This is a genomic window from Enterobacter sichuanensis, from assembly GCF_002939185.1.
Lineage (GTDB): Bacteria > Pseudomonadota > Gammaproteobacteria > Enterobacterales > Enterobacteriaceae > Enterobacter > Enterobacter sichuanensis.
Genome location: NZ_POVL01000159.1, coordinates 1 through 883, shown reverse-complemented (window position 1 = coordinate 883; position 883 = coordinate 1). Strand labels below are relative to the sequence as shown.

Genomic DNA, 883 nt, shown 5'->3' with positions numbered 1-883 from the left:
ACCGTCGGTACGGTCAATTTCCAGCGCGTGAATGGCAAAGTGCTGCTCCACGCGGGCAATGGCCTCTGCAGGCTGCGCCAGCTTGCTGTTGATCTCCCCGCTCGCCGGGAACGCCGCCATACGGTCACGCACCAGCTCGCCCAGCGTTTTCCCCTTCAGGCACAGCAGTTCGGTCACCAGCAGCCACGGGATCATCCCGCTGTCGCAGTATGCAAAGTCGCGGAAATAGTGGTGGGCGCTCATCTCGCCGCCATAGATGGCGTCTTCTTCGCGCATGCGCTCTTTGATGAAGGCGTGGCCGGTTTTGGACATCACCGGCGTGCCGCCTGCGGCAGACACCACGTCGACGGTGTTCCAGGAAAGGCGCGGGTCATGGATGATTTTCGCGCCCGGGTTTTTCTCAAGGAACGCTTCCGCCAGCAGGCCGACAATGTAGTAGCCCTCGATGAACTGCCCGTTCTCGTCGAACAGGAAGCAGCGGTCGAAGTCGCCATCAAAGGCGATGCCCATATCCGCGCCGTGCTCAATCACCGCGTTGCGGGTATCGTCGCGGCACTCCGGCAGAAGCGGGTTAGGAATACCGTTCGGGAAGTTGCCGTCCGGGGTGTTATGCACTTTGATGAAGGTCACCGGCACGTTAAGTGCTTTAAAGCGGGCTTCGAGAGCGTCCACCACCGGGCCGGCCGCACCGTTGCCGGAGTTAATCACCAGCTTCAGCGGCTTGAGGTTCGCCACGTTGATGTAGCCCAGCAGGTGGTCGATGTACTCTTTTTGCAAATTGATCTGCTTGTAGCTGCCGCGCTTTGCGTCGTTGACCGGCGGGAAATCGTTGGCTTCCGCCAGGCGCTGCACGTCGCGCAGGCCGGTGTCGCCGCTGATAGGG

The 883-nt window shown here is 61.2% G+C and carries 1 protein-coding gene; it reads right to left on the bottom strand.

Features of this window, described 5'->3' with window-relative positions; translation table 11 throughout:
- Positions 1–883 (bottom strand): phosphohexomutase domain-containing protein (locus C5687_RS24290; RefSeq protein WP_476588302.1); only part of this gene is annotated, 883 nt, incomplete at both ends.